10 protein-coding genes and 1 pseudogene are annotated in these 6823 nt (G+C 54.3%); all 11 read left to right on the forward strand.

Annotation, left to right across the window (positions count from 1 at the left end; translation table 11 throughout):
* Nucleotides 1–80: 80 nt before the first annotated feature.
* The 11 genes and pseudogenes from ACOI7Z_RS26555 to ACOI7Z_RS26605 all read left to right on the forward strand — a co-directional run bounded on the left by ACOI7Z_RS26555 (nucleotide 81) and on the right by ACOI7Z_RS26605 (nucleotide 6705).
* A complete protein-coding gene (locus ACOI7Z_RS26555) occupies nucleotides 81–623 on the forward strand; it encodes a single-stranded DNA-binding protein (protein ID WP_004182056.1) in 543 nt (180 codons plus the stop codon).
* A 48-nt stretch (nucleotides 624–671) separates the two neighbouring features.
* Nucleotides 672–920: a DUF905 domain-containing protein gene (locus ACOI7Z_RS26560; RefSeq protein WP_004182058.1), complete on the forward strand. Its 249-nt coding sequence runs from the start codon at nucleotides 672–674 to the stop codon at nucleotides 918–920.
* Nucleotides 921–989: 69 nt separating this feature from the next.
* A complete protein-coding gene (locus tag ACOI7Z_RS26565) occupies nucleotides 990–3047 on the forward strand; it encodes a ParB/RepB/Spo0J family partition protein (RefSeq protein WP_023307485.1) in 2058 nt (685 codons plus the stop codon).
* A 44-nt stretch (nucleotides 3048–3091) separates the two neighbouring features.
* The gene (gene psiB, locus ACOI7Z_RS26570) at nucleotides 3092–3523 is read left to right on the forward strand and encodes a conjugation system SOS inhibitor PsiB (RefSeq protein ID WP_023307484.1); all 432 of its coding nucleotides are present in this window, start codon (nucleotides 3092–3094) and stop codon (nucleotides 3521–3523) included.
* Nucleotides 3520–4248, forward strand: coding sequence for a plasmid SOS inhibition protein A (locus ACOI7Z_RS26575; RefSeq protein WP_032743999.1), 729 nt, complete (start codon nucleotides 3520–3522; stop codon nucleotides 4246–4248). Before psiB ends, ACOI7Z_RS26575 begins: the two co-directional genes overlap by 4 nt.
* Complete coding sequence (locus ACOI7Z_RS26580; RefSeq protein ID WP_004152639.1) at nucleotides 4245–4571, forward strand: hypothetical protein; 327 nt, start codon at nucleotides 4245–4247, stop codon at nucleotides 4569–4571. Before ACOI7Z_RS26575 ends, ACOI7Z_RS26580 begins: the two co-directional genes overlap by 4 nt.
* A 55-nt stretch (nucleotides 4572–4626) precedes the next feature.
* The gene (locus ACOI7Z_RS26585; RefSeq protein ID WP_004182064.1) at nucleotides 4627–5001 is read left to right on the forward strand and encodes a hypothetical protein; all 375 of its coding nucleotides are present in this window, start codon (nucleotides 4627–4629) and stop codon (nucleotides 4999–5001) included.
* A gap of 169 nt (nucleotides 5002–5170) precedes the next feature.
* Nucleotides 5171–5323, forward strand: a pseudogene (locus ACOI7Z_RS26590) (DUF5431 family protein); the annotation flags it as partial.
* Nucleotides 5268–5390 carry a Hok/Gef family protein gene (locus ACOI7Z_RS26595; protein ID WP_085842394.1) on the forward strand — a complete coding sequence of 41 codons (123 nt, stop codon included), beginning with the start codon at nucleotides 5268–5270 and terminating at the stop codon, nucleotides 5388–5390. The pseudogene ACOI7Z_RS26590 and the gene ACOI7Z_RS26595, both read left to right, overlap by 56 nt.
* A 695-nt stretch (nucleotides 5391–6085) precedes the next feature.
* The gene (locus ACOI7Z_RS26600; protein ID WP_023280873.1) at nucleotides 6086–6358 is read left to right on the forward strand and encodes a hypothetical protein; all 273 of its coding nucleotides are present in this window, start codon (nucleotides 6086–6088) and stop codon (nucleotides 6356–6358) included.
* Nucleotides 6355–6705, forward strand: a complete 351-nt coding sequence (locus tag ACOI7Z_RS26605; RefSeq protein ID WP_023280874.1) for a hypothetical protein — start codon at nucleotides 6355–6357, stop codon at nucleotides 6703–6705. The genes ACOI7Z_RS26600 and ACOI7Z_RS26605 overlap by 4 nt, the downstream gene beginning before the upstream one ends.
* The last annotated feature ends 118 nt before the right edge of the window (nucleotides 6706–6823 follow it).

Consider the following 6823-nt stretch of genomic DNA (forward strand, 5'->3'; position numbering starts at 1 on the left):
TACAAAGTCAAAACCTCGGCCCCGGCAACTCAACGGGTGATGGTTTTAAAAGGCAAAACAACGGATTAAGGAGATTCATCATGGCAGCACGTGGCGTTAACAAAGTCATTCTGGTTGGACATCTGGGACAGGACCCGGAAGTGCGTTACATGCCCAACGGGGGCGCAGTGGCCAATCTGACGCTGGCCACGTCTGAAACATGGCGTGACAAGCAGACGGGAGAGATGCGCGAAAACACCGAGTGGCACCGTGTTGTCATGTTCGGCAAGCTCGCGGAAGTGGCGGGCGAATACCTGCGTAAAGGCGCACAGGTCTACATCGAGGGCCAGCTGCGCACCCGCAACTGGCAGGACGATGCCGGAGTCACGCGCTACGTCACCGAGGTGCTGGTCGGGCAGAACGGCACCATGCAGATGCTCGGCGGCCGCCGTGAATCCGGAGTGCCTGAGAGCGCCGCGCAGCCGCAGAATCCTGCCACCCCGGCACAACCTGCTCAGGCCGCAGCCAAATCCCCGAAAGCGAAGGGCGGTAAGAAAGGCCGTCAGGATGCCGCCCCGTCTCAGCAACCGCCTCAGCCTCTCCCGGATGATTTCCCACCAATGGATGATGACGCGCCCTTTTAAACCACGATGAAGACGCCCCGTTCAGGCGGGGCAGAAAAGGAGAAACACATGGACCATAACGTTTTGTCCCCGCTTGAATCCCTGCCGGATGGCACGTTTACCCGCGAGCAGGCTCAGGTTGTCGCAGCGCAGTATCAGAATGTGGCGATTGAAGATGATCAGGGGACCCATTTTCGCCTTGTCGTCCGTCATCAGGATGACGGCAGCATGATCTGGCGCGTCTGGAATTTTGAACCGGGCGGCGAGGACATGATGAACCGCTACATCCGGGACTACGGAGTACGCAAAACGAAGTAAGCAGTAAGAAGAAGGCCGGACAGGTGGGCTGTCCGGCAGACATTCATCAATAGCTAAGAGGTATCAATTATGTCTGCAACAGAGTCTAAGGTAAAAACTGCACCGAAAACCAGCAAAAAAACGCTTAAGTCTGCCGAAGCTGAGGCGCTTAAAGTGGCTCTCGATGCCGCACAGGTCGAGTATGTCCCGGTGACGGCACTGGTGAAGTCTCCCCTGAACGTCAGGACCATTCCCTATCCGGCGGAGAAAGTCTGTTCAATGGCAGATTCCATTGAAGCCATTGGCCTGTTGCAGAATCTGGTCGTGCATAACCTCCCGGATGGTCGCTGTGGTGTGGCTGCCGGTGGTCGTCGCCTGAAAGCGCTGCAGCTCCTGCAGAGTGAAAACCGTATCGATGCCGGATATCAGGTGATGGTGAAAAAGGTACCTGATGAACTGGCTGTTGCGGCATCAATGGCAGAAAACGAACAGCAGATGGCAATGCATCCGTCTGAACAGATCGCCGGGTTCCGCACACTGGCAGAGCAGGGGAAAACCCCCGCGCAGATTGGCGATTTGCTGGGGTTCGGTACGCGTCATGTTCAGCGCATGTTGAAACTGACCGAACTGGCTCCCGAAATTCTGGCGGCGCTGGCGAAGGATGAAATCACCACCGAACACTGCCAGGCACTGGCGCTCGAAAGCGATCAGAAACGCCAGGTGGAAGTGCTGGAATCCGCCCGCAAACGGTCCTGGAATAATGAAGTATCAGTTTCCTCGATCCGTAACCTCATTACCTCAGAAGAGGTTTCCACAAACGGCGACAAATTCCGCTTTGTGGGAGAGGCCGCATTCAGTCCGGATGAAATCCGGGTTGATCTCTTCAGCAGCGAAAACGGCGGCTATGTCAAAAGTGCATCGCTCGATACCGCCCTGCTGGAAAAACTGCAGAACATCGCGGAGCACCTCCGCGAAGCGGAAGGCTGGTCATGGTGTGATGGTCGTCTTGACCCGATTTCACACTACGGGAAGGACACTAAAATCTGGCGCCTGCATGCTGTCCCACCTGTGGAATATACCGAAGCCGAATCAGAACGTCTTGCGGAACTGGAAGCTCTGGAAGCTAAGTATGAAGACGAGAACCCCGGCGTGAATGATGACGTCTTGGCCGGGGCTCTGGAAGCTGTCTGGGAAGAACAGCAGACCATCGCGCACCGGGCAAAACACCGGGCATGGACGGATGAAATGAAGCAATCTGCCGGAGTGGTGGTTTCCTGGACTGGCCAGGAGGTGAAAGTACAGCGCGGTGTGGTGCTGTGCGCCGATGAAAAAATGGAGGAGAAGGATGCATCCACCGATCAGGCCCCTGAAAAAGTCGATCCGCTGGACGCCGTCAGTGTCCCGTTGCTGACCCGCCTTTCTTCTGAACGCACACTGGCGGTTCAGGCGGCCCTGTTGCAGCAGCCGCAGAAAGCCGTCGCGCTGATGGTCTGGAAAATGTGTAACTCGGTTTTCCATACCACAACGTCCGTCAAAGAGCCGTTCTGCATTAGCGTGAGTGTGTCGCATTACGCGCTGACCCGTGAAGCACCTGACGGTGAAAACAGCGTTGCGTTTCAGGCCATCCAGTCAGAAAAAGAACGTCTTGAAGCCCTGCTGCCGGAAAACTGGCGAAAGGATATGACCACCTTCTTTACGCTCGATGGCGCAACCCTGATGGCACTGATGGCTTTCTGCACCGCCTGTTCCATAGATGGTGTACAGGGCAAGGATGAATTTGGTCGTAAACACCAGAGTTCGCTGGATGGGGTGGAAAACGCCATTCAGTTTGACCTTCGTGACTGGTGGAAACCGACGGCTGATAACCTTTTCTCGCACATGAAGCTGCCACACATTGTACAGGCACTCTCTCAGACCGGACTGGCTGGCGCAGCACAGGACGCCGCGAAGATGAAGAAAAAGGATGCCGCTGAACATGCAGAGCACTTCCTCTCAAAAATCCGTTGGGTTCCGGAATGGATGACCAGTGCTGACAACCAGAAACAGCTTGCCGCAAAGTCTGAACTCAGTCTGGCAACAAGTCAGAACGATACCGACGTTGATGCCGGCGACGTCACCGACCATAACAACCCGGCCTGCGCCGCCTGATAACGGAGACGCCGCCCTGCGGGGCGGCGATAAGGAGACTGAAAATGAAAACGTTACTGACTCTGGATGTCCTGAAAACCATGTCTTCTGATGAGCTGGAAGACTACCGCGCCGCCGGTGAAGACTTTCGCCGGGAGCTGAGTCACGCTGTCATGCGCGATCTGACCTCACCGTCCAGCTGGTCCGTGAATGCCGAATACCGGTGCGAATTTGGCGGCTTCTTTCCTGTCCAGATCCGTTTTACCCCCCCTCATGGTCACTTTGATGTGGCGGTATGCAGCCCGGGGGAGTTGAATCCTCGCTGGATAGTGGTCTTTGTTACCCGTGACGGTCAGCCGTTCTCTGTCGTTCGCGTGATGGATGCATTCAACCCTGAACTCATCACCCATACTCTGGATCTCATCGAGTGTCTTGACGCCGGTGGCTACTCGTTTGCCAGCATCATCAGCACGCTGTCACAGGAGGGCGCACAATGATCCCGTCATCCAGTGCTCTTGTATCCCTGAAACCAGCCCGTCAGGCAGCGCTGCAGGCCATCATGACGGTGGAAGAGGCTCGCCAGCGCGGCGCACGTCTGCCATCGATGCCACACGTCCGGACATTCCTGCGCCTGCTGACAGGCTGTAGCCGGATTAACAGTGACGTTGCCCGCCGTATTCCTGGCATTCACCGTGATCCAAAAGGCCGCCTTTCCAGCCTGAAACAGGTAGAAGAGGCGCTGGATATGCTTATCTCCAGCCACGGGGAATACTGTCCGCTGCCGCTGACAATGGATGTGCAGGCTGAAAATTTTCCGGAAGTCCTTCATACCCGAACAGTACGCAGGCTAAAACGTCAGGACTTTGCCTTCACCCGAAAAATGCGCCGTGAAGCCCGTCAGGTCGAGCAGTCCTGGTTACTGCGTCAGAACCTGCTGGGACAGGCTGTCACAGAACTGAATTTTCAGTCACCGGAAACCGTCTGCACCTGGTACACCCGGTGGAGCGACGAGTTTGACGCGGCAGAGCTTGCAGCACCGTTCTGGCGCTGGCAGTCGCGATTCGCATCGCTGAAGGAACTTGACTGGCTTCGCATCAGCGGTGAGCCGCTGTATGCAGTGATGTACGAAATTCCGTTTATTGTCCGGGAAACACCTGAGCATATTCGTGTTGCTGAACGCTGGCAGGTGCCAAATAAGCTGGCTGATCGGAGTGGTGTATGAAGTGGCGCTATTCTCTGCGCTGGAAACTGCCGCACAGGCCCTGCCCAGGTCCACGGGAACTGATTTCCGTTGTCGTGGAGGCTGGGCAGGCGGCACCTGAAGAGGTGATGTCACGCTGGGTGGCTGGCTCAGGTTACGCTGTATGCGTGGATTTTCTCGGCCAGAAACAGATCCAACGCTGGAGCGATGAACGGAAAGCAGCGGTGAGAAGGCGCAACATGCAGGCACGTATTAATCGTGTTGCCCCTTTGTTTGCCGACGAGTTAATCGAGCGTGAACTGGCTGCGCGTCCGGAGTATTTCAATGGCAAGTCCGCCCGATGAATAAGTACAATGCTGTCTGACAACTCAGATGGCCAAATACAAGGAAAGCAGAACTATGAGGTACTGGTTGCTCGTTATCTTAATGAACGTGCTGTTCTGGTTGATCGTGAAGCATGTTGCTCCGGAATGGTATGGTTCCCCTGGTTATTATGCAGGCCAAATTATCTGCACACTAATAGCTGCGGTCATCACATGGCGTGATCCGCCTGACTGGTTAGATGGAATCCTGCTCGGCGTAATAAAATTCGGCGTTCTGATTGCCGGGATTATATTCTTTGTCTGGGGCATCGGGTACAAGCTGGCATTCTGGGGGCAACATGATCCTAATACCATATATGCAAGTGCAAACGATGTTATTTTGCCTAATCTTGCGCTGGGCACGGGCGTCTTGATCGCGGGATGGGTATACATTAGATATTTAAAGCGCTAAGCAGCATAAAGCGTGGATATACCTGGTAAGAAATAGCACCGGCCCGGTATAATCGACGTGGCGCTTGAGGCTTTTTGCCTCATGACGTGAAGGTGGTTTGTTACCGTGTTGTGTGGCAGAAAGCAGAAAGCCCCGTAGTTAATTTTCATTAACCCACGAGGCCCACTGAATGTCTAGTCAACACCAGTATGGCCTCTTACCGTGCAATTTGCAAGGAGGAGTAAACCATGAAACTACCGCGAAACGCCCTGGTCTGGTGCGTATTAATCGTCTGTTTAACGCTCTTGATATTCACATGCCTGACCCGGAACCGCTTATGCGAAGTCCGGCTAAAGGACGGGAACAGGGAGGTCGCGGCAAGCCTGGCTTACGAATCCAACGGTAAGTAGCAACCTGGAGGCGGGGAATACCCCGCCTTTTCAGGGCTGCGTTGGTCTGACATGCCTGAAGCGCCTTTATGAAGGGGTTGCCGGTTCGCCGGTAGCCCCTTTTTCCTGCTTACAGGAAAAAAAAACCGCACGACAGGCGGGCAAAATGCTTTCACCTACCTACAACACGGATTCAATGAATCGCAAGTCACATTAACACCCTTCATTCACCGTAACACCCTGTCATCAGTGTGAAAAAAAGAGCGATTGATTGTGAACATTTGGGTTCTGGTGATAAGTTCGCTCTGTAGCGTAGCCCTCTTTACGGAGGGGTGGAAACAGCAACGGCAGAGTTAAAAGTCCACGAGTCAGTGAGGCTGTCCAAAGGCTCCCCGGGGAAATCCGGCGCTACATCAGGTTGCATAGCACTTAACCCGCCCTCCGGGCGGGTTTTCCTTCCGGAAACGTGCTGTAATACCTTTTATGTGCAATGCGCGGTTTCTACTTTCCTGATAAATCAGTCGCTCGGTCTGTCAGGTGATACCGCAGTTCATTCCTTGAATGATCCAGTGTTTTTTGCCTGCTATTTTAGCAGGCTTTTTTTTGTTGATTATGTATGACATCTGTCATACAGTTGATTGTGTAATGAACAGCAATTTTTCCACTTAACTCAGTGAGGCGAAGCGCAGTCGCGGGTGAGCCAAAGGAGAGCCAGCATGAACTTCACGATAAAATCCCGTAAAACCGGCGAAATTTTCAGTTTTTACGCACCCGAGAGTGGCGTTTATGTCCACCTGGAGTCCCCGGGACACTCTGGTAACACAGGTGCTCAGATTTGCTGTGGTGGAGGGTTCATGGGGAGTACGCTTTCCTGTGGCGCTTCTGAGGACGATCTGGCCAGTGTTGCCCGTAAATGGTACCGACAGTTCGTGAGGGAACGGCGCAAATTCTTAATGATGTCGGGCCAGTATTCTGAGGATAACCCATGAAAAAAGAAATCTCCCGCAACCCCTCTTTCACGCCTTCGCCTAAGCTGCGAGCACATCTGAACTCCCACAGGGAAGGGGTGACTGAAAGGCTGAATAATATCTTTGATCGCTATGCGCATCTGGTTCGGGTCTGTGCCATTCCTCTCGATGACGACGAAACACAGGTTCTGCTTAATGTGCTGAGTGGCTCCGTTGTGGAACCCGCCTTTATTGAATATCTGGCTCAGGAAATTCTGGACTCGGATGATTATCTGGAAGGGATACCCGCAGCTAAATCACTGTACGAAAAGTGTCAGTCAGCGACCTATCCGCAATTGCTGGCCACCGTCGAACGTCTGGAACGATAAGAAAGGCATAACAACACTGGACCCCTTCGGCTCCTGGCCAGCTGCGCTGTCCAGTCGTCGAGCCACACTCCGCCAGGGCAGCTGCTGCGCACCTGCCGGGCTCCGCCGAACCCGCTAC

The organism is Klebsiella sp. C283 (assembly GCF_048822555.1).
Lineage (GTDB): Bacteria > Pseudomonadota > Gammaproteobacteria > Enterobacterales > Enterobacteriaceae > Klebsiella > Klebsiella quasipneumoniae.